The following is a 19,634-nucleotide window of genomic DNA, read 5'->3' as shown; positions in this document are numbered from 1 at the left end:
GGCCCTCATTGGCCGTGCTGGGCGACACTGGCGCCCGGTTGTTCGTCGACGTTTACCAGGTCACCGGCCTTGACGTGCTGCAAGCCCTCGACCACCACGCGCTCGCCGGGGTTGAGCCCGGCGCTGACGACCCAGCGGTCGCCCAGGGCGTTGCCCAGTTGCACCGGGCGCTCGCTGACGCGCATCTGCGCATCGACCACCAGCACCTTTGGCACCCCGGCGCTGTCACGCGTGATTGCCCGTTGTGGCACGCTCAAGCCTTTGGGCTGCACGGCCTGGGCCAGGCGCACGCGCACGTAGCTGCCCGGCAGCAGGTCGAGGTCGGGGTTGGGGAACTCGCTGCGCAGGGTGATCTGGTTGGTGCTGGGGTCGACACTGATGTCAGAGAACAGCAACTTGCCCGCCAGCGGATACGCGCTGCCGTCGTCCTGGATCAGCGTGGCATGCACCTCGTCGCGTCCCGCCTGCTGCAGCTCGCCTGCACGCAAGGCGCGGCGCAGCGCGTTGAGCTCACGGGTCGACTGGCTGACATCGGCGTGGATCGGGTTGAGTTGCTGGATGGTCGCAAGCGGCGTGGTCTCGTTCTGGCCCACCAGCGCGCCTTCGGTCACCAAGGCCCGGCCAATGCGCCCGGCAATCGGCGCCGTAACGGTGGCGTAGCCCAGGTTCAGGCGTGCCCGCTCCAGTGCGGCCTTGGCTTCTGCCACGGCCGCATCCGCCTGCAGGAACGCTGCGCGAGCGTTGTCGTATTCCTGGCGGCTGACGGCCTTCTCATCGACCAGTTGGCCGTAGCGCTGCGCTTGCAGGCGTGTCTGGTAGCGGGTGGCCTCGGCCTTGGCCAATGCGGCCCGGGCACTGTCGAGGTCGGCCTTGAACGGTGCCGGGTCGATCAGAAACAGCACATCGCCTTGTTTGACGTCGCTACCCTCACGGTACATGCGCTTGAGCACCACGCCCGCCACCCGCGCCCGCACCTCGGCAGTACGCGGTGCGAGCAGGCGGCCACTCAGTTCGGTGCTGATCGCCACTGGTTGCTCGGCGAGGGTTTCGACCCGCACCTTCGGCTTGGGTGGCTGTGGGCCCTGGTCAGCGGCGTCATTGCAACCGGCAAGGGCGAGGGTGAGCAGCGCGAGCAGCGCCACGGGGCGCAGACGCCCGGCACGGAAAGTGGACATACGGATCTTCCAAGTTTGATCGAGCGTATCCTAAGGCACTGTTGCCTTCGGTTGCTGTTAATCCCTGTAGGACGTGTGTGAAAAAGTGTTAAGAAGAAGCTGTTGCGGGTGTGGGATTCGATATCCTGCCCATTCTTTCCTGATGCCTGATTCCCTATGCCGAACATTCTTCTGGTCGAAGACGACAACGCGTTGTCCGAACTGATTGCCAGTTACCTGCAGCGCAACGATTTCAACGTCCAGGTGATCGCACGCGGCGATCAGGTGCTGGAGGCCGCCCATCGGCACAAGCCGGACCTGGTGATTCTCGACCTGATGCTGCCGGGCCTCGACGGCCTGCAGGTGTGCCGTTTGTTGCGCCAGGAATCGCAAAGCCTGCCGATCCTCATGCTGACCGCCCGTGACGACAGCCACGACCAGGTGCTGGGGCTGGAGATGGGCGCCGACGACTATGTCACCAAGCCCTGTGAGCCGCGGGTGCTGCTGGCACGGGTGCGCACGCTGCTGCGCCGCAGCAGCATCAACGAGCCGCGTCTTGAGCACGACCAGATCCTGATCGGTGGCCTGCGCATCGACCTCGCCGAAAGGGTAGTCAGTTGGCGCGGCGACGAGGTCGAGTTGTCCAGTGGTGAATACAACCTGCTGGTGGTGCTGGCGCGCAACGCCGGCGAGGTGCTCAGCCGCGACCGCATCCTGCAGCAACTGCGTGGCATCGAGTTCAACGGCACCGACCGGTCGGTGGACGTGGCGATTTCCAAGCTGCGACGCAAGTTCGACGACAGCGCCGGCGAGGCACGCAAGATCAAGACCGTGTGGGGCAAGGGCTACCTGTTCAGCCGCGTCGAGTGGGAGTACTGACAGGCCATGCTGAAGATCCTGGTGCGCCTGTACCTGCTGATCATCGTCGCGTACGCAGGCGCCTTGCTGCTGATCCCCGGTGCGATCGTCGGCTCCTTCCACGAGCGCTTCATGAACTACAACCTGGCACAGACCAAAGGTGTGCAGACGCTGATCGTGCGCCAGTTCCAGCAGGTGCGGCGCGAACAGTGGCCGGCTGTGCAGCACGATCTGGCGGCAACCTTCGCGCCACTTGAAGTCGAACTGTTGCCGATGCAGGGCACGGCTATCAGCGACGCCGAGCGCGCGCGCCTGGAACATGGCCAGCACGCCGTGCGCATCGCCGACTGGGGGTATTACGAGACTGTGCTGGCGCCGCTGGACAAGGACTGGCTGGTGCTGCTGCGCTCACCGCCAGACCCGCTGGACATCAACGTGCTGTCGTGGGGCGTGACGGTGCTGATCGGCGCTGCGCTACTGGGCTGCCTTTTGCTGTGGGTGTGGCCGCACTGGCGTGACCTTGAACGGCTTCGGGAAACCGCACGGCGCCTGGGCCAGGGCCAGATGGCTGAACGCACGCATATTTCGCCACGCTCGAACATCGGTGAACTGGCAGCGGTGTTCGACACCATGGCCGGTGACCTGGAGCGCCACGTCAACCAGCAGCGCGACCTGCTCAATGCGGTGTCCCATGAACTGCGTACACCGCTTACGCGGCTGGATTTCGGCTTGGTGCTGCTGTTCGACGAAGTCCCACCGGCAAGCCGCAAGCGTTTGCTTGAGCTGGTTGGCCATGTGCGCGAGCTGGATGAGCTGGTGCTTGAATTGCTGTCCTATAGCCGCCTGGAAAGCGCCACTCAGGCCTGCGAGCGGGTCGAGGTGTCGCTGCTCGAGCTGGTCGACAGCGTGCTTGGCGGCTTTGCCGAGGAACTCGACAGCCGCGGTATCCAGTGGCAGGTGTGCTGCGAGACCGAGCTGCCACGCTTTGTGCTCGACCCACGCCTGACGGCGCGTGCGGTACAGAACCTGGTGCGCAATGCCATGCGCTACTGCGATGAACACCTGCTGATACGCCTGCGCCTTGAGGCGGACGGCGGGTGCCTGTTGACGGTTGAGGATGACGGCATTGGTATTCCGGTCGAGGAACGTGAGCGTATTTTCCAGCCGTTCTACCGTCTGGACCGCAGTCGGGACCGCAGCACCGGTGGCTTCGGCCTGGGGCTTGCGATCAGCCGCAGGGCGATTGAAGGGCAGGGCGGCAGCCTGAGCGTTGAGCAATCGGTATTGGGCGGGGCGCAGTTCAGCATCCGCCTGCCGGCCGGTTAGCGGGAGTACCTGGCTGTTTTACCTGCGCTGGCCTCATCGCAGGGCTGTCGCCAGCCCCCACAGGGATCTGGGCCAGACTCGGATATCGCGGCTGAGGCGGTCCATGTGGGAGATTCTATGGTTTTGTACAAGCCTGTTCCCGCCAGATATATCTCCTTGTGGCGAGCGGGCTTGCCCGCGTTGGGCTGCGCAGCAGCCCTTGGGTTTTCAGGGCTGCTGCGCAGCCCAACGCGGGACAAGCCCGCTCGCCACAACTGTCTATCATTTCCCATAGGATTGGGTCCAACCAGCAATGTTGCGGTTGCGCATGGCCTCTGTGGAAGATTCTATGGCGACAGCCTGCGATGAGGCCGGTGCAGAGGTAGCGCACGATCCCGCAAAAAGCCTGTTGACGTGCATTGAGTGCACGGGATAAGTTCCTTGCCCATGAATACCTTCCCGCACACCTACGCCGCCAACATTATTATTACCGCCATTATCGGATTGGCGGGCTAGCGCGTACGTGCACCGAACCCGCCCTGGAGGCGGGTTTTTTCTCTCTGACTCCTGGGCAAATCACAAAACCAGGAGTCATTGATGACCAGCTTCAGCGTCAGCCCACGCAGCGCCGCAACCCCCCAGCAACTGTTGAGCGAACAGGTGCGCCGTATTCTCTCGGCGCCGGTGTACGACCTGGCCATCGAAACCCCATTGCAAGCCGCCCCGGCGTTGTCTGCGGCGCTGGGCAACGCGGTACTGCTCAAACGCGAAGACCTGCAGCCGACCTTCTCGTTCAAGATCCGCGGCGCCTATACCCGCCTGTCACGCCTCACCCAAGCCCAGCGCGAGCGCGGCGTCATCACCGCCTCTGCCGGCAACCACGCCCAAGGCGTGGCACTGGCCGCCGCGCATCTGGGCATCCGCGCCACCATTGTCATGCCAACCACCACCCCGTCGCTCAAGGTCGAGGGCGTGCGTTCGCGTGGCGGCAACGTGGTATTGCACGGCGAAAGCTTCCCCCATGCACTGGCCCACGCATTGACCCTGGCCGACCGCGATGGCGCGACCTTCGTGCCGCCATTCGACGACCCGGACGTGATCTCCGGCCAAGGTACCGTGGCCATGGAAATCCTGCGCCAGCACCCAGGCCCGCTGCACGCCATCTTCGTACCGGTAGGCGGCGGTGGGTTGATCGCCGGGATTGCCGCCTACGTGAAATATCTGCGCCCTGAGGTCAAGGTGATCGGCGTCGAGCCTGAAGACTCCAACTGCCTGCAGGCCGCCATGGCCGCGGGCGAGCGGGTAATCCTGCCGCAAGTGGGCACCTTCGCCGACGGCGTGGCAGTGGCGCAGATCGGCGCGCATTGCTTCGAACTGTGCCGGCATTTCGTTGACGAGGTGGTCACCGTGAGCAGCGACGAGCTGTGTGCGGCGATCAAGGACATCTATGACGACACCCGGTCGATCACCGAGCCGTCCGGTGCACTGGCGGTGGCCGGCATCAAGAAGTACGTCGCCCGCGAAGGTTTGCAGGGCCAGGCGCTGGTGGCTATCGATTCGGGCGCCAACGTCAACTTCGACCGCTTGCGGCATGTAGCAGAGCGCGCCGAACTGGGCGAGCAGCGCGAGGCGATCATTGCCGTGACCATCCCCGAGCAGCCGGGCAGTTTCCGCGCCTTTTGCCAGGCACTGGGCAAGCGTCAGATCACCGAATTCAACTACCGCTATTACCCTGGCAAAGAGGCGCGGCTGTTTGTCGGCGTCCAGACCCACCCACTGCACGACCCGCGCGAAGCACTGCTGGCAAGCCTTGGCGAGCAGGGTTACCAGGTACTGGACCTGACCGACAACGAACTGGCCAAGCTGCACGTGCGTCATACCGTGGGCGGGCATGCCGCGCCGGGGGCAGGCGAGCGTGTACTGCGCTTTGAATTCCCCGAGCGTCCGGGGGCGCTGCTGGGCTTTCTCGAGCGCCTTGGCAAGCGTTGGAATATCAGCCTGTTCCACTACCGCAACCATGGCGCTGCCGAGGCGCGGGTGTTCGCCGCCCTGGAGGTCCCGGAGGACGAGCAGCCAGGGCTGCCGCAGGCGCTGGAGGCCATGGGTTATCGCTATTGGGACGAGACGAATAACCCGGCTTACCGCCTGTTCCTGGGTTGAAACCCGCGCAAGGCAACCCGACGAAGGGAGGGGGTGCAGCCTGGCAATGATTTGCGCTGGATCAATATTTGCCCGGCATTTCCGGCTGATCCTCGACGGCATAACCAAAACCTGAGAGGACCCGCCCATGAGCAGCACGTTCTTCATCCCCGCCGTCAATATCATGGGCATCGATTGCCTGAACGAGGCAATGGACGCCATCGCCGGCTACGGCCTGCGCAAGGCGCTGATCGTGACCGACCAAGGCCTGGCCAAGGCAGGGGTTGCCGAGCGCATTGCCGGCCTGCTGGCCGAGCGCGATATCAATTCGGTGGTGTTCGACGGCGCCAAGCCCAACCCCAGCATCGCCAACGTGGAAGATGGCCTGGCAGTGCTCAAGCGTGAGCACTGTGACTGCGTGATTTCGCTGGGCGGTGGCTCGCCCCATGACTGTGCCAAAGGCATCGCCCTGTGCGCCACCAATGGCGGGCATATCCGTGACTACGAGGGTGTCGACCGTTCCGCCAAGCCACAGTTGCCGCTGATCGCCATCAACACTACCGCCGGCACCGCCAGCGAGATGACCCGTTTCTGCATCATCACCGATGAAGCGCGCCACGTGAAAATGGCCATCGTCGACCGCAACGTCACGCCACTGCTGTCGGTCAACGACCCGGCGCTGATGGCGGGCATGCCCAAGTCGCTGACGGCGGCCACTGGCATGGATGCGCTGACCCATGCCATCGAGGCTTACGTGTCCACTGCGGCCACCCCGATCACCGACGCCTGTGCGCTCAAGGCTATTACCCTGATCAGCGAAAACCTGCGCCAGGCCGTAGACGACGGCAAGGATCTGCAGGCGCGGGAGAACATGGCCTATGCGCAGTTCCTCGCCGGCATGGCCTTCAACAATGCGTCGCTGGGTTATGTGCACGCCATGGCGCACCAGTTGGGCGGCTATTACGACCTGCCGCACGGGGTGTGCAACGCGGTGCTGTTGCCGCACGTACAGCGCTTCAACGCCAAAGTCAGCGCCGCGCGCCTGCGCGATGTGGCCAAGGCGATGGGGGTGAAGGTATGTGGGCTGGAAGCGGAGCAGGGCGCCAGTGCTGCAATTTCGGCCATCGAGCAGTTGGCGGTGGCGGTAGGTATTCCGGCTGGGTTGGCGGAGCTGGGTGCCAAGGTTGAAGACGTGCCGGTGCTGGCCACTAACGCCTTGAAAGATGCCTGCGGTCTGACCAACCCACGGGTTGCCAGCCAAGCGGAAATTGAAGCGATTTTCAAGGCTGCCTTCTAAAACCGAGCCGAGTCCCACTACCGTGACTGGCTCGGTCCCTTTGTAGGAGCGGCCTTGCGCCGCGAAGGGCTGCGCAGCAGCCCCATCAATTTTGCATGAGGCCGCGATTCTGGGGCTGCTCCGCAGCCCTTTCGCGACACAAGGCCGCTCCTACAAAGGTGCGTGTCATTTACTGTCTCACAAGCCGAATAGTTCACCGCTCGCGCATGAAAAACCCAGCTACATACTTGCGAAACGTCTCCAGGCTCTTGAAATCGGCATAGCGCTTGAAGTTATCGGTTTCAGGCTCTGGCCCGATCGGTTGCTCCAGCAGCGAAACCGACAGCACCCGGTCACCATCCGAAGTCAGTACCAGCTCATCCATCACCTGCCCGCCGATCACCGGCCGGCGCATCAACACCTTCACGCCTTTGCCCGCCATCCAGTCGATCAGCGACACCAGCGCCTTGAGTGGCTCGCGTTCTTCATCGCGGTACACCGGGAACAGGTGCGCGCGCGACAGCACCGGCACGCTGGCGACGTGAATCAGCTCATAGAACTGGCTGCCAGCTGTGGCTGGCGAATACAACGCCAGGGCCAGCAGCGGCCCGACCGTGCGGTTGCCACCCCAGTACTGATGGTGGCCCTGGAAGTCAAAGCCGTCCTCGCTGCGCGTGGTGATCACCTTACGCCCCTTGACCTGCTCGACGCAGTCCAGCAACAAACCATGGCGTCGGTGGTTGGCAAACACCGTGGCCTCGCGCAGGCGTGCCTTGAGCATCATCATGTGCTTCATGTCGAGGCGGGTTTGCAGGTAGTTGCTGGCCGGCACTCGCTCCACCAGCGGGTAGCGCCCTGCCACCCCGCGCAATTCGGCAAATTGCCCGGTGAGGTCTTTTTTCAGGTGGGTGGCATAGACGTTGAGCCCGCTGGCTTCGATCCAGGTCAGCAGCAGCGACAGCAGGCGTTGCTGATCGCGGCGCTCGCCAGGTTCACGCGGGGTGCTGGACGCATCCGCCGCGCCGGCGGGCCGATAGTCGCCGATCAGTCGCAGCGGGGCATCGGGCGCGAGCCACGCGGCCGGTTGGGTGGTTTCGTTGCTGCGCTCGGCGGCTTCGCGCTCGTCCTTGCTGAACGGGCAGCCGGGGGCGTGTTCTGGCGTGTCGGGGTTGTTGCGCAGGAACAATGTGCCGGTGCTGCCGTTCAGGGAGATGTTCAGTACCGGCAAGGCATCCTTGCGGCAATCGCACGCCAGCCACTGGTTGGCGCCGCGGACTTTCATCAACCACTGGTTCGCCTGCAGCAGGCGCGGGCCGGAAAGCGTGGCGCTGGCAAAGCCCACCAGCAGCTCTTCTTCGGCAGGGGTGAGGCTGCGCACCTGGGCGCCGGATTTTTCGATGATACGCATTGAGAAGCAGCTCCAAGCTACGAGCCACAAGCTTCAAGCAAAGCGCTGAGGGTTTCAACCAGGCGTTCGGTTGGCGAACGCCTGGCTGGGGCTTAGAAGATGTAGTCAGTGGTCAGGAAGCTGGACTGGCGGTTGCGAATGATTTCGCTGATCAGGGTTTTGTTGGCTTCCTGGAACTTGGTGGCGACCAGCGTACGAATGGAGAACACCCGCAGGGCGTCGTGCACCGACAGCGTACCTTCGGCACTGTTCTTGCGGCCGTTGAACGGGTAGGTGTCCGGGCCACGTTGGCACTGGGCGTTGATATTGATACGCCCGACCTGGTTGGCGAATGTATCAACCAGCGCGCCGATGGTGGCCGGGTCGTTGCCGAACAGGCTCAATTGCTGGCCAAAGTCCGAGTCGAGCACATAGTCGATGACGGTTTCCAGGTCGCGGTAGGGCACCACCGGCACCACCGGGCCGAACTGCTCTTCGTGGTACACGCGCATCTGGGGGCTGACCGGGTACAAGAGCGCGGGGTAGAAGAACGACCCACGGCTTTGCCCGCCGCCCTCGTTGATCACCTGTGCGCCTTTGGCGGTGGCGTCGGCCACCAGGCCGTTCAGGTAGTCCAGTTTGCCCGCCTCAGGCAGTGGCGTCAGGGCTACGTCGGCCTCCCACGGCATGCCGGGCTTGAGCGCTGCAAGCTTGCGCTGGAATTTTTCCAGAAACGGCTCGACCACATCTTCGTGCACGAACAGGATCTTCAACGCCGTGCAACGCTGGCCATTGAACGACAGCGCGCCGGTGACCGCTTCTTCGACGGCGTTGTCCAGGTCGACCTGAGCCAGCACGATGCCGGGGTTCTTGGCATCCAGGCCCAAGGCTGCGCGCAGCCTGTGCGGGCGCGGGTGGAGTTTTTTCAGGTCTGCGGCGGCCTTGTGGGTGCCGATGAAGGCAAATACATCGACCTTGCCACTGGCCATCAGCGCGCTGACGGTCTCGCGGCCACGGCCATAGATGACGTTGATGACCCCAGCCGGGAAGCTGTCGCGGAACGCTTCGAGCAGCGGACGGATCAGCAGCACACCGAACTTGGCCGGCTTGAACACCACGGTATTGCCCATGATCAACGCCGGGATCAGCGTGGTGAAGGTTTCGTTGAGCGGGTAGTTGTAAGGCCCCATGCACAACGCCACGCCCAGCGGTGCGCGACGGATCTGGCCGAGGGTGCCTTGCTCCAGTTCGAAACGGCTGGAGCGTCGGTCCAGGTCTTTCAGGGCGTTGATAGTGTCGACGATGTAGTCACAGGTGCGGTCGAACTCCTTTTCGGAGTCCTTGAGGTTCTTGCCGATTTCCCACATCAGCAGCTTGACCACCGCGCTACGCTGTTCGCGCATGCGCGCCAGAAATGCCTCGACGTGCTGGATGCGCTCGGCTACGCGCATGTTGGGCCAGGCGCCCCGGCCTTTGTCGTAGGCTTGCACTGCAGCGTCCAGGGCTTGCAGTGCGGTGTCGGCATCCAGCAGCGGGGCGCTGCCCAGAATCACCTGTCGCTCACCCTCGGCGTCCTGCAGCCACACCGGGCTGCGCACCGTCGCCAACGGGCCGTCCCAGCGCCTGAGTTCACCGGCCACCAGGTAATCGCGTTGCTCCAGCGGCTCGCCCAGGCGCCAGGCCTCGGGAATGTCAGCAGGGGCGGGAAACAGCGTATCGAGCAGACGATCCATGGTTACTGCACCTCTTGTATTTGGCCGGGTGAAGCGATTCAGCTACGAGCATGCGCCAGCCATTGGAAAAACACCAGTCTGGCTCAACATTGCCGCCAGCGCGCCGATAGAGTGTGAATCGCCCCCCGATTTCAGGCTTATGACCCGCAGCAGATTCCCCGCCGTTTCTCCCTCAGGGCGCGCTTCGAACGCAGCGCGCCGGGCCTTCAGCCGTGTATTGCCGGTAGGCTTTGCCGTGGTCGGCATTGGCCTGTCGATGGCCCTCGGGCATCTGGATACCCAGCGCGAGCAAAGTGAAGAGGTCGCCAACCTGGCGGCGCGGCTGTCCGGGGTGCGGGGGGCGCTTGAAGTGCAACTGCGCGCAGCGTTCGCCGAGGCTGAAGGCATCGCCCAGTTGATCAGCGCGGATGGCGCTATCAGTACGCCGCACTTCCAGGCTATGGCCCGCGATGCGTTGAAATCACTGCCTTACATGAAGCACATCGTGCTGGCGCCCGCCGATGTCGTGCGCGATGTCTACCCGCTGCCGGGCAACGAGTCGATCATCGGCATGGACTATCGCAACCTGCCGCGGCAGTTTCCGCTGCTGCAGACGGCGCGCGAGCGCGGCCAGGCGGTGCTGGCCGGGCCATTGCAGCTGGAGCAGGGCGGCCGTGCGCTGATCTATCGGCGCCCGGTGTTCATCGACGGCAAGCGCGGGGTGAAGTTTTACTGGGGCAACGTCTCGATAGTGGCCGACATCGACAGCCTGTTGCAGTCTGCCGGCCTGCGCCCCGGTTCGGGCCTGGAGCTTGCCGTACGCGGCAGCGACGGCAAGGGCGCGGCAGGTGAGCTGATCTGGGGCAATGCGCGGCTGTTCGACGACCCGCAGGTGAGCCTGAGCGTGGCGGTGCCCGGCGGTGTCTGGCAAATGGTGGCCGTGCCCTACGGCGGCTGGTCGAACCTGAGTCTGTTCAGCTCGCCGCTGTTTCTGTTTGCCTTGTGCTGCACCGGGCTGTTCAGCCTGTTCGTTGCCCAGCTCAACCGCAAGCAACGCCAACTGGAGCTGCGCAACCTGGAGCTGCGCCAGTCCCAGGCGCAGTTGGAGCGCCTGGCCCACTACGACACCATCACCGGTCTGCCCAACCGCGTGTTGTTCCAGCGGCAGCTCAACCAGGCCATCGAGCGTGGCCATGGGCTGGCAGTGCTGATGTTGGATATAGACGGTTTCAAGCAGGTCAATGACAGCCTTGGCCACCCCATGGGCGATCTGTTGCTGCAAAAAGCGACTGCCCGGTTTCTGCAGGAGCTCGATACCCAGGACCGCGTGTGCCGTCTGGGCGGGGACGAGTTCGTGTTCATGCTGCAGGGCGCCCAAGGCCAGGTCAGTCACCAGATGCGGGCTTTGCTGCGTTGTCTGCAACGGCCGTTCGACCTCAATGGCAATGCCAGCCTTGTGACGGGCAGCATTGGCCTGGCCTGGTCTCCGCAGCACGGCGAGGACGCCGCCAGCCTGCTGCGCCACGCCGACATTGCCATGTACGCGGCCAAAGAGAGTGGGCGCAACGCCTGGCGGCCATATCACCCCGAGATGACGGCGCGCCTGAACCAGCGTCTGGAGCTTGAACGCAACCTGCGCCGGGCCCTCGAATACAACGAGTTCGAGCTGTGGTATCAGCCAAAGCTGGACCTGTTCAGTGGCCGCCTGGAAGGCGTCGAGGCGCTGCTGCGCTGGCGCGACCCGGAGCATGGGTTGGTCTCCCCGGGCGAGTTCATCCCGTTGGCCGAACGTACCGGGCTGATAATCCCGTTGGGCGAGCGGGTGCTTGAGCTGGCCTGCGCGCAGCTCGCCGAGTGGCGCGCCAATGACGCCTTGCCCGGCACCTTGGCAATCAACGTGGCCGCGCTGCAGATCGAGCGCAGCGACTATGTCACCAGCCTTGCCTGTGCCCTTGAAGCACATGGGCTGCCGGCGAGCCTGCTGGAGGTGGAAATTACCGAAAGCCTGCTGATGGAAAGCCAGCAGCAGGCGTGCGCGGTGCTTGCCCAGTTGCAGGCCATGGGCGTGGCCACGGCGGTGGACGACTTCGGCACCGGCTATTCCTCGCTTGCCTACCTGCGCGCCTTGCCCATCGACCACCTGAAGATCGACCGTGCGTTCATCAAGGACCTGCCCGATGACGACGACGCCGTGGCCATCGCCCGGGCGATCATCGACCTGGGCCATGCCTTGGGCTACCGGATCACCGCCGAGGGCATCGAAACCCAGGCGCAGTACGACTTTCTGCGCAATGCCGGTTGCGACCAGGGCCAAGGTTATCTGCTCGCCCGGCCCATGCCGGCAGACGCGCTGCGCGTCTGGTTGCAACAGAATCACGCGCAGCGCCGCCCGGCAGCGGAGTAGGGCGCGGGCGGCGGAAGGCTGGCGTCATGAAATATTCTGCAATGATATCACTTGGCCGCTTGCCAGCTGGCGGTCCGGCATCTTTACTTATTTTCAGTCATACCCACCGTGGCAGCCGTTTAATTCAGTGATATCAAGGTGTTAAACGACCCCAAGGCCCGGTCCGGGCTTGGCGGCAGCGCCCTGATGCACGGCACAGCAAAGGGACGAAAATATGAAAGCAATGCTGGGCAGTGCTGCGCGCACGCTTGTTTCCCCTTCACTGCGCTACGAATTGCGAACTGTTGCAAATTCGTTACGCGACGCGCTGGGTCGCGCTTGTCTATGGCGCTGGGAAATGGCGCGTTTTCGCCTGAAACCCGACAGCCCCTACGAAATTCTTTACCTGGGCCGCAAGCAGCAGCGCGCCATGGCCAAGCTGCTGATCGGGGGCAAGGACCGCCAGAGCGAGCCCGAATTTGCCACCGACCCCAACCCCGATGCAGCCCGGCAGGTGGTGATGATCAGCGAAGTGCCCACCGCCGGTTCTTTGTCGGTGCCGCATTATCTGAGCGCCGTGGTGCCGCTGGGGCGCCCGCTTGAAGACATCACCGCGCGCTACGACAGCGAGCTGAGGCGCAGTATCCGCAAGCACAGGCCGCTGTATCAGATGCGCCAAACCACTGACGATGCCGAAATCGCCATGGCCGACCGCGAGCTGTTGCGCCCCTACGCCACAGCGCGCCAGGGTATCCATGCGGCGCAGTTTCCCACCGATGATGTGTTCCGCCTGGCCAAGGGCGTCGGTCGCCTGGACCTGATCACAATGGGCGATGAAGTAGTGGCCTGCCATTTGGGCTGCGAGATTACCCGCGGCGGCAAGCGTTACTGGAGCACCTTGCGTTTTGGCTACTGCGAGGCGGTGTTCTCGGATGCCAAGAAACTGCGCGAGGTCAACTCCATCACCACCTTCATGGCTTTGGAATGGGCGCTGCAGAACGGCTACGACTACTACGATATCGGGCTGTGCCTGGCGCGGCCTGATGACGGCTTGCTGAAATGGAAGCGCCGACGGGGCGGCGACATCGATGGGCTGAACAACCATGCCTATCTGTTCGTGCGCCTGCCCAAGGCCGGGCGGGCGAGCTTTCTCTGGGATACGCCATTATTTGCAGTCGAAGGCAACAAGCTGACCCTGCACCTGGGCATCCCGCCGGGGCCTACCGAAGAAGAGGTCGCCAGCCGCTATCAGGAAATGGTATTCGGCGGCCTGCACAAAATCTACGTATATGGCAGCGAAGGCCATGGCGAGCACCTGCTCGATACCTTGCGCAGCCGCTACGCCGGGTTTGCCTCGCCCCCGGTGCTTGAGCGCGTGTTGTCCAGCTGAACGGTTTGACCCGGAGGGCATTGCATGGGAACTGATATCTCAAGGCCGGAGCACCCGCCGCTGGCGCGTCGGCATGCCTGGTCACTGGCTGCTTACCGGCACATGCTCAGGAAGCGCCTGACCGGACAACCGGCGGCCGACCTCAAGAGCATCGCCGACAAACGCTGGGATATCGCGCCCGGCGAAATCACCGTGTCGCCCCCAGCGATCTATCTGCCAGGCCAGATGGAGCGGGTGACCGGCTGGGAGGGCCAGCGTTTCTACCCCTACGTGCATCCCGGCCCCACCATGGCGGGTGGCCTGAGCATCGAGCAAGGCCCTACCCGTGGCTACCTGATCAAGAACGTGTGGTTGATCGATGGTGCATTGTACAAAGGCAATGCCAGCCATTGGCTGACCCTCAAGCCGCAGCGCTTTGCGCCCGTGCTGGTCGAAAACGAAATCGAGCGTGGGGCCATCTACTGCACCCAGAACGGCAACTCCTGGTTCGGCACCTGGTTGATGGAAGACTGCGTGACTTACGCACTGGCGTGCGATGAGGGCGTGCCGGTAACGACGGCACCTTCTGCACGTTACCCGCTGTTTACTCAAGCCCCGCCGTACGAAGACTGGCTGGGCATGAACCCGCTGCGCCTGCGCACTGCGTTCTTTCATCAGCTGGTGCTTTTCGATGATGTGAGCCACAACCGCAGCCGGCACCAGCGCTACCGAGCCATGGGCGACAAGTTGCTGACTCACGTCGAGCATGCCCCACACCCGGGGGTGTTCATCCTGCGTGGCCACGAAGGCGATTTACGCCTGCTGCGCAATGAGCTTGAGTTGGCCGAGCACATGCGCGTCACATGGGGCTTTCGTGTCATCAACCCACTCAGGCTGGATGTGCCGACCATCATTGCGGCCTGCGCAGGCGCGAGGGTAGTTATGGGCGTGGAGGGCAGCCAGTTGGTACATGGGGTGAACGTTTTGCAACCGGGTGGAACCGTATTCACCTTGCAACCGCCGAACCGCTTTATCAGTTATTACAAATACATGACCGACCGCGATGGGCAGCACTTCGCATTTGTGGTCGGCACCCCTGATGGCGATGGCTTTACCATCGATATAAACGAAGTTGAGCGCACAATGGACTTGCTGCCGAAGCACTGACGCCGATAGCAGTAATAGCTGTTTACATTCTCATTGCTGAAACAGTTGGCGGGATTGAAATTGACGCCCCAGATTTTTCCCGGGGCGTTTTCATTTTTGTTTTTTACCGGACGATGGCCGCATATTCACGGTTTTTGCCGATGTTTTAGTTTATCGGTGGTGGCTTTTAGATATGCAGTTTTCCGCTGGCGGTATTTTGACTGTGGGGGCCTTGGGCGATTGATTTTTATCATGGTGTCGGAACGTTGACGTAGTGTCACTCTGCCCATAAGCTCGAATTACCAGCCAAGCAGTTGCGCGCTGAAACCCGCCCAGACACTGTTGTTTATCCTCTTTCTCAGGAGGGGATCATGCGCTCGACACTCTTTATCAAGTCGATATTCCTGCTGGTGCTCATGAGCGGCGCCGCACGCGCTGCCGACTCCTATATCAGCCAGGCAAACGTCATTCCATTGGCTACCGCAGGCTGGTTGTTCGGCTTCGCCGTCATTGGTTTCGTCGCCGTGGCAAACCGCAGCAAAGTCTAGAGGCAGACGATTGCCGGCCAGCTTGTCAATTGGCCAACCGTTGCTATATTCCAGTTGCCAGCGAGCTTGCAGTAACAGCCCGTGGCAGCGGGCTTCAAGGAAGTTCGAGGCCAGCGCAGCCACTGATGCTGCGACCGGAGCGAGAAGTTGTGTGCAGTTCTCATTCAGTGCTCTTTGCATGCCGACCTGGCAGGAGGGACCCCATGGTGCGTTCAATCTTCGCTGTACTGTGCGTACTGATGGCGTGGTCCAACGCCAGCCTTGCCGCCGACCCTTCATCCCCTTATTTGCTGAGCCCTGGTGACCGTGTGCTTATCTCGGTCTGGCAGGAAGATTCGCTGCGTCAGGAAACCACCGTGCTGCCCGACGGCAGCATCACCTTCCCCTTGGCTGGGCGCGTTGATGTGGCGGGCCTGGATGTCACAGCCGTGGCAAAAAAAGTCACTGCCGGGCTCAAACCTTACATTGCCGAACCCAATGTCAGTGTGGTGGTGACCGGCACCGCCGGTAACCTTGTGTACGTGCAAGGCAAGGTGGTCAAGCCGGGCCCGGTGCCCATGGCCGGGCCGACTGCGGTGCTGCAGGCGCTGAGCATGTCGGGCGGTCTGGACAAGTTCGCTGACGAAGCGGCCATCAAGGTGGTACGCGGTAATGGCCGCGCGCAGCGCATACTGCCAGTGCGCTATAAAGACTTGGTGTCCGGCCGTGACATGTCCACCAACTTCCAGCTTCAGGCAGGCGATACGCTGATCGTGCCCTGAGCCCACCGTACTTGAATAAGATCGCACTGTGCCTATTTTCAGAACGACATGTATTGCGACGGCGGCACTGATGTTGCCGTTACCTGGCCTGGTTCAGGCCGCTATCTGGCAGTCCTCGGTAGTGGTACCCACAACAGTGGAGTACGACAGCAACCCGTTGCTGCTGACCTCAGACGAGAAGGGTGTGATGCGTACACTCATCGAGCCCAACTACAACCTGGTCGGCACCTTCGGCGCGGATCAACTGACCCTCGGGCTTGGTGTGCATGTGTTGCATTCCTCCGACCCCTCGGTGCAGGCCAACCGCGAAGACCCGGACCTGAACCTTGGTTGGCGGCGCGAAACCGAAACCGGCCATTTCGGCCTGCGTGCCCAATACCTCGAAAGCTCGACGCTGTCCGGTACGGTTCTGGACACCGGGGTGGTGACCACCGATGGCACGCAGAAAATGACCTTGCTTTCCGGCGATTTCAGCCGGGCGCTGAGTGCTCGCACCACGCTGGATAACGAAACCCGTTATTCGCACGCCACCTATGACATCGATTCCTTGACCGGTTACGACGAGCTGGCCAACACCTCGACCCTGACCTACGCCTTGAGCGAGCGCGCCGATGTGTTCGCCGGGCTGCGCCTGCGCCGCTACGAGCCCGACCAGACCGACACCGCCGTGGCGTCCAACAGCTACACGCCAAGCGTTGGGGTCAAGTACCAGATCACCGACACCCTGACCGGTCGCGCCCATATTGGTGTCAACCAGGTATCAGGCTCTGAAGGCGGACGGCGCGGGGAGGGCGGGGTGCTGCTCGATTACCGCGGCACCCGCAGCGATGCCAGCCTGAGCGCCGAGCGCACCACCGTGGCCAGTGCCGAAGGCGGTTTCGCCCAGCTCGACCTCATCCACGGCATGTGGAGCTACGCGCTCGATGAACTGACCCGTGTGGGCCTGGATGCGCAGTGGCAGGACAGCAAAGGCCAGACCCCGAACACCCTGCAGACCTACAGCGTATGGGCCAGCCGCGAGTTCTCGCCGTACTGGGACCTGCGCCTGGCGCTGCTTTACAAGGAGCGCCAGCAATCCGGCGCGCCGGATGCTGCTGCAACCATCGTTGGTTTGACCCTGACCTACAGGTTCCCTGACCTCTGACCATCAGCCTGGTGATCGCCATGAAATCTGAATACGAGCTTTCCCTCAAAGATTACATCGCGATCGTCAAGGATCGGGCTGTGTTGCTGGGCGTCAGCATGGCGGTGATCCTGGTGGGCACGGTGGCTGTGGCGCTGAGCGTACCGCCGGTGTACCAATCCACCGGCACCATTCTGGTGGAATCCCAGCAAATCTCGCCTGACTTGGTCGGTACCGCCAACCCAAGCGTTGCCGATGAGCGCATCGAGGTGATCCGCCAGCGCGTCATGACCCGCGACAACCTGCTGCGCATCATCGACAAGTACCAGTTGTTCACCGACAGCAGCCGCGCCCTCAGCGAGCAGGACAAGATCGACTTGATGCGCACCACCATTGGCGTCAATACCCTGAGTACCTTCGTCAAGGGCCGCGGCGAGACCACGGTGGCGTTCAACGTGTCGTTCGACCACAAGCGCCCGGAAGTCGCCAAAGAAGTGGCCAACGAGCTGGTGACGCTGTTTCTCAACGAGAATATGAAACAGCGCACCGAGCGCGCCACCGAAACGACCGAGTTCCTCACCCAGGAAGCCGACAAGCTGGGGGCGGAGCTGGCAGTGCTGGAAAACCAGCTAGCCGACTACAAACAAGCCAACGCCAATGCCCTGCCAGAAAACCAGACCCTGCGCATGAACATGCTGTCGCGCACGGAGCTTGAGTTCCGTGAAGTCGACCGCGACTACAAGAATGCCCAGGAAGAGCAGCGTTACCTGCAACTTGAGCTGTCGGCCGCCAACGCAGGCCTTGCCACCCGCACCGACGGTAGCCGCACAACGCCCGCCGACCAGCCCCAGGACCTGGGCAGCCTCAAGGCCGAATACGCCCGGCTGTTGACTCGCTATACCGAAGCGCACCCTGACGTGGTGGCGGTCAAACGCAAGATCGAGGCGCTGCAAGCCAGCGGCAAGGGTGCTGGCAGCGTATCAGGCGTCAACATCGACGTGGCGCGAGCACAGGCCAAGATCGCGGCCTCTCAGGCCAACCTGGCCTCGCTTGCCCAGCAGAAACGCGACCTGGGCAAGAAAATGGAAAGCATCGAGGCAGAAATCCTCGCTGCGCCCCAGGTGGAGCGTGGTCTGGTGACGTTGCTGCGCGACCACGACAACGCGCGCAAGAAGTACGAAGAAATTCGCGCCAAAGAGATGGGCGCGAAGATCAGCGAGAGCCTGGAGCAAGAAAACAAAGCCGATCGCTTCGTGCTGCTGGAGCCACCGCGCCTGCCAGAAAAACCGGTCAAGCCCAACCGCAAGAAGATCGTCGCGCTGGGTGTGGTGCTGGCCCCGGCAATTGGTGGTGCGTTGGTGATGTTGATGGAAATGCTCAACCAGCGCGTGCGTGGCCCTGGTGCGCTTGAGAGCGTGCTGGGCAAGCGGGTGCTGGTCTCGGTGCCGTTCATTGCGACCCAGGCGGAGCTCGCCCGGCGCCGGCAGTGGCGGGTGGCGGTGGTTATTGCAGGGGTGGTGGGGGTCGCGTTGATGCTGCTACTCATCCATCTGTTCTACATGCCCCTGGATCTTCTGCTATTTAAGACTATGGCTTGGTTTGAATAGGGAAAGCAGTGATGGACAGGATTACGCCGGCAGTTGGCAAGAACATCCACCCCGGTTCGCCAGGCACTGCGGACACCCCCCAGCCTGCACCGTTGCTCGACCAGCCTGACGCCTTGGGCCCGTTCGACTATGTGCAGACCAAAGTGGTGCCGCTCAATGCCGAGCACCTTGAGCGGCAGCGCATCGTCGCCCATAACAAGAACTCGAACATGAACTGGGCCTTCGACCTGTTGCGCACCCAGGTGCTGCAGGCCATGGAGGAAAACGGCTGGCGCACGCTGGCTATCACATCGCCCACACCTGAAGCGGGCAAGACGGTGCTGGCGGTCAACCTGGCCATGAGCATCGCCCACCACACTGACAAGACTGCCCTGTTGGTGGACTTCGACCTGCGCCGTCCGCGTGTGGGCAAGGCCCTGGGCTTGCCGATGGACAAGGCGCTGAATGAGTTCATCAGTGGCAAGGCGGGGCTTGAGGACGTGCTGGTCAACCCGTCGTTGCCGCGTTTTGTGGTGCTGCCGACCCGCGAACCTATCCCGCTTTCGACCGAGACGCTGTCGTCGGCCAAGGTCAACAAGCTGATCGGCGATTTGCGCGACCGCTACGAATCGCGCATCTGCATTTTCGACCTGCCGCCGCTGTTGAGCTCGGATGATGCGCTGACCGTGCTGCCCAAGTTCGATTGTGTGCTGTTGGTGGTTGCCAATGGCAGTAACAGCAAAAAGGATATTGAAGATTGCCTGCGCCATCTGGGGCAGTCGAACCTGGTGGGCGCGGTGTTGAACAAGGCCGAGGTGGAGCCGCGTACGTATTATTGAGGCAAACTTGTGAGCGGCATTGTTTTCTCAGGCGCAGCGTTGCTCTGC

15 protein-coding genes are annotated in these 19,634 nt (G+C 62.7%); 12 read left to right on the top strand and 3 right to left on the bottom strand.

Annotated elements, in window-relative coordinates:
* Positions 1–5: 5 nt before the first annotated feature.
* Positions 6–1,175: an efflux RND transporter periplasmic adaptor subunit gene (locus HU719_RS09365; RefSeq protein ID WP_186537438.1), complete on the bottom strand. Its 1,170-nt coding sequence runs from the start codon at positions 1,173–1,175 to the stop codon at positions 6–8.
* Positions 1,176–1,331: 156 nt separating this feature from the next.
* On the opposite strand from HU719_RS09365, the gene HU719_RS09360 reads away from it, so the two are divergent.
* The 4 genes from HU719_RS09360 to yiaY all read left to right on the top strand — a co-directional run bounded on the left by HU719_RS09360 (position 1,332) and on the right by yiaY (position 6,753).
* Complete coding sequence (locus HU719_RS09360) at positions 1,332–2,033, top strand: response regulator (protein ID WP_186537437.1); 702 nt, start codon at positions 1,332–1,334, stop codon at positions 2,031–2,033.
* Between the two features lie 6 nt (positions 2,034–2,039).
* Positions 2,040–3,338, top strand: coding sequence for an ATP-binding protein (locus HU719_RS09355; protein ID WP_186537436.1), 1,299 nt, complete (start codon positions 2,040–2,042; stop codon positions 3,336–3,338).
* A 576-nt stretch (positions 3,339–3,914) separates the two neighbouring features.
* Positions 3,915–5,477: a threonine ammonia-lyase, biosynthetic gene (ilvA, locus tag HU719_RS09350; RefSeq protein WP_186537309.1), complete on the top strand. Its 1,563-nt coding sequence runs from the start codon at positions 3,915–3,917 to the stop codon at positions 5,475–5,477.
* Positions 5,478–5,604: 127 nt separating this feature from the next.
* A complete protein-coding gene (gene yiaY / locus HU719_RS09345; RefSeq protein ID WP_186522574.1) occupies positions 5,605–6,753 on the top strand; it encodes an L-threonine dehydrogenase in 1,149 nt (382 codons plus the stop codon).
* A gap of 193 nt (positions 6,754–6,946) precedes the next feature.
* Here the strand turns inward: yiaY and HU719_RS09340 are convergent, their stop codons facing one another.
* Positions 6,947–8,140 (bottom strand): DUF8534 domain-containing protein, encoded by a 1,194-nt coding sequence (locus HU719_RS09340; RefSeq protein ID WP_186537308.1) that lies wholly within the window; start codon positions 8,138–8,140, stop codon positions 6,947–6,949.
* Positions 8,141–8,232: 92 nt separating this feature from the next.
* Entirely contained in the window at positions 8,233–9,852 is a 1,620-nt protein-coding gene (locus HU719_RS09335; protein WP_186537307.1) for an NADP-dependent glyceraldehyde-3-phosphate dehydrogenase, read from the bottom strand.
* Positions 9,853–9,991: 139 nt separating this feature from the next.
* Here HU719_RS09335 and HU719_RS09330 point away from each other — a divergent pair, with 139 nt between their 5' ends.
* The 8 genes from HU719_RS09330 (at position 9,992) to HU719_RS09295 (ending at position 19,586) form a co-directional block, all read left to right on the top strand.
* Positions 9,992–12,235, top strand: a complete 2,244-nt coding sequence (locus HU719_RS09330) for a putative bifunctional diguanylate cyclase/phosphodiesterase (protein WP_225917132.1) — start codon at positions 9,992–9,994, stop codon at positions 12,233–12,235.
* A 214-nt stretch (positions 12,236–12,449) separates the two neighbouring features.
* A complete protein-coding gene (locus tag HU719_RS09325; RefSeq protein WP_186522571.1) occupies positions 12,450–13,604 on the top strand; it encodes a GNAT family N-acetyltransferase in 1,155 nt (384 codons plus the stop codon).
* A 24-nt stretch (positions 13,605–13,628) separates the two neighbouring features.
* Positions 13,629–14,750 carry a glycosyltransferase 61 family protein gene (locus tag HU719_RS09320; protein ID WP_186537306.1) on the top strand — a complete coding sequence of 374 codons (1,122 nt, stop codon included), beginning with the start codon at positions 13,629–13,631 and terminating at the stop codon, positions 14,748–14,750.
* A gap of 350 nt (positions 14,751–15,100) precedes the next feature.
* The gene (eppA, locus tag HU719_RS09315; protein ID WP_186522569.1) at positions 15,101–15,277 is read left to right on the top strand and encodes an EPS-associated small membrane protein EppA; all 177 of its coding nucleotides are present in this window, start codon (positions 15,101–15,103) and stop codon (positions 15,275–15,277) included.
* 203 nt (positions 15,278–15,480) lie between these two features.
* Entirely contained in the window at positions 15,481–16,038 is a 558-nt protein-coding gene (locus HU719_RS09310) for a polysaccharide biosynthesis/export family protein (RefSeq protein ID WP_186522568.1), read from the top strand.
* A gap of 28 nt (positions 16,039–16,066) precedes the next feature.
* On the top strand, positions 16,067–17,182 hold the full coding sequence (locus HU719_RS09305; protein ID WP_186537305.1) for a hypothetical protein: 1,116 nt from the start codon (positions 16,067–16,069) through the stop codon (positions 17,180–17,182).
* A 20-nt stretch (positions 17,183–17,202) separates the two neighbouring features.
* The gene (locus HU719_RS09300; protein ID WP_186522566.1) at positions 17,203–18,768 is read left to right on the top strand and encodes a GumC family protein; all 1,566 of its coding nucleotides are present in this window, start codon (positions 17,203–17,205) and stop codon (positions 18,766–18,768) included.
* 11 nt (positions 18,769–18,779) lie between these two features.
* Complete coding sequence (locus tag HU719_RS09295; protein ID WP_186537304.1) at positions 18,780–19,586, top strand: CpsD/CapB family tyrosine-protein kinase; 807 nt, start codon at positions 18,780–18,782, stop codon at positions 19,584–19,586.
* Positions 19,587–19,634 lie beyond the last annotated feature (48 nt).

This window comes from Pseudomonas farsensis (genome assembly GCF_014268805.2).
GTDB lineage: Bacteria > Pseudomonadota > Gammaproteobacteria > Pseudomonadales > Pseudomonadaceae > Aquipseudomonas > Aquipseudomonas farsensis.
The sequence above is the reverse complement of the archived record's forward strand: the minus strand, read 5'-3'. Positions and strand labels throughout refer to the sequence as shown.

What these genes read in the sequence shown, in the direction of transcription:
- HU719_RS09365 (WP_186537438.1), bottom strand. Translation starts at nt 1,175, where the DNA reads ATGTCCACTTTCCGTGCCGGGCGTCTGCGCCCCGTGGCGCTGCTCGCG.
- HU719_RS09360 (WP_186537437.1), top strand. Translation starts at nt 1,332, where the DNA reads ATGCCGAACATTCTTCTGGTCGAAGACGACAACGCGTTGTCCGAACTG.
- HU719_RS09355 (WP_186537436.1), top strand. Translation starts at nt 2,040, where the DNA reads ATGCTGAAGATCCTGGTGCGCCTGTACCTGCTGATCATCGTCGCGTAC.
- ilvA (WP_186537309.1), top strand. Translation starts at nt 3,915, where the DNA reads ATGACCAGCTTCAGCGTCAGCCCACGCAGCGCCGCAACCCCCCAGCAA.
- yiaY (WP_186522574.1), top strand. Translation starts at nt 5,605, where the DNA reads ATGAGCAGCACGTTCTTCATCCCCGCCGTCAATATCATGGGCATCGAT.
- HU719_RS09340 (WP_186537308.1), bottom strand. Translation starts at nt 8,140, where the DNA reads ATGCGTATCATCGAAAAATCCGGCGCCCAGGTGCGCAGCCTCACCCCT.
- HU719_RS09335 (WP_186537307.1), bottom strand. Translation starts at nt 9,852, where the DNA reads ATGGATCGTCTGCTCGATACGCTGTTTCCCGCCCCTGCTGACATTCCC.
- HU719_RS09330 (WP_225917132.1), top strand. Translation starts at nt 9,992, where the DNA reads ATGACCCGCAGCAGATTCCCCGCCGTTTCTCCCTCAGGGCGCGCTTCG.
- HU719_RS09325 (WP_186522571.1), top strand. Translation starts at nt 12,450, where the DNA reads ATGAAAGCAATGCTGGGCAGTGCTGCGCGCACGCTTGTTTCCCCTTCA.
- HU719_RS09320 (WP_186537306.1), top strand. Translation starts at nt 13,629, where the DNA reads ATGGGAACTGATATCTCAAGGCCGGAGCACCCGCCGCTGGCGCGTCGG.
- eppA (WP_186522569.1), top strand. Translation starts at nt 15,101, where the DNA reads ATGCGCTCGACACTCTTTATCAAGTCGATATTCCTGCTGGTGCTCATG.
- HU719_RS09310 (WP_186522568.1), top strand. Translation starts at nt 15,481, where the DNA reads ATGGTGCGTTCAATCTTCGCTGTACTGTGCGTACTGATGGCGTGGTCC.
- HU719_RS09300 (WP_186522566.1), top strand. Translation starts at nt 17,203, where the DNA reads ATGAAATCTGAATACGAGCTTTCCCTCAAAGATTACATCGCGATCGTC.
- HU719_RS09295 (WP_186537304.1), top strand. Translation starts at nt 18,780, where the DNA reads ATGGACAGGATTACGCCGGCAGTTGGCAAGAACATCCACCCCGGTTCG.